1 protein-coding gene is annotated in these 923 nt (G+C 60.6%); it reads right to left on the bottom strand.

Annotated features, from left to right (window positions below):
• A partial coding sequence (locus M8997_RS22115) for a hypothetical protein (protein ID WP_252597229.1) occupies positions 1–923 on the bottom strand: 923 nt, incomplete at both ends.

Genomic DNA, 923 nt, shown 5'->3' with positions numbered 1-923 from the left:
CCTTCATGATTGCCGAAACGGCAACCTCCGACGCGCCCTTGTCTGTCGCTATGCCGACAAGCTTCTTCCAATGCTTCGATCGATTGTCGACCTGTTCTTTCAACTTATCGCGGGCCGTCCTGAGCCCGTCAAGGCCGGCATCGTCCCCCGTCTTGTAGGCATCGAACGCCGTGCGCAGTTCGAGCTCGGCGGCTTCCAAGGCAGCTTCCAAGGCAGCTTCGGCCGGGATCGCCTCAGCGAGGAACGCGCTCAACGCCGCCCGTTCGGAGGGCTCCGCCCTGGGAGCAAGGCCGGCCAGCAACGGACGGACCGAGTCCGGCAGCAGATTGCCCTTTTCGTCGATCCATTTGTCGGTCCAGGCACCATTGGCATCACGCCTGCCCTCGGCGATAAACGTACCATCATCCGTCCTGAACACCACGGATTCAGGTTTGCCGTCGACAAAGTCGGTGAACTCGATCACATCCTTGCCGTTGACGCGTGTCGTGATCTTGGTCAGCACCAGGCCGGTATAGTATTCTGCCTTGACAGAGCCATCGGACCCGGACGGCGGGAATGTCCACGACACCAAGTTTTCGTCTTTATCAACGGTATCGGTCCGCTCCTTGGCGAGGTCGCCCTTCTGCTTGTCGGTCAGGTTTGCCCTTGCCGCCATATATTCGGCCGGCGACAGCTCCTTTATCTGCTTCACGTCCAGCTTCTGGATATCTTCCACCTTCTTGACGTCAGCAAGCTTGTCCGGCGTCAGATACGGATTGACCCGCTTGCGTGTGTCGTCCGACAGTGCGGCGATCGCCGCCGGCGTGCCTTCTTCCGCCAGCTTCCTGTCGGCAATCGTCGTTTTGAGACCCTCGAGGGCAGTGTCCGCCGTCGCATCCGGCCCGGACAGCTTTCCCAATGCCGCCTTGACGGCGTCCTTGGTC

The sequence above is a fragment of the Phyllobacterium sp. 21LDTY02-6 genome, assembly GCF_023554255.2.
GTDB lineage: Bacteria > Pseudomonadota > Alphaproteobacteria > Rhizobiales > Rhizobiaceae > Phyllobacterium.
The sequence above is the reverse complement of the archived record's forward strand: the minus strand, read 5'-3'. Positions and strand labels throughout refer to the sequence as shown.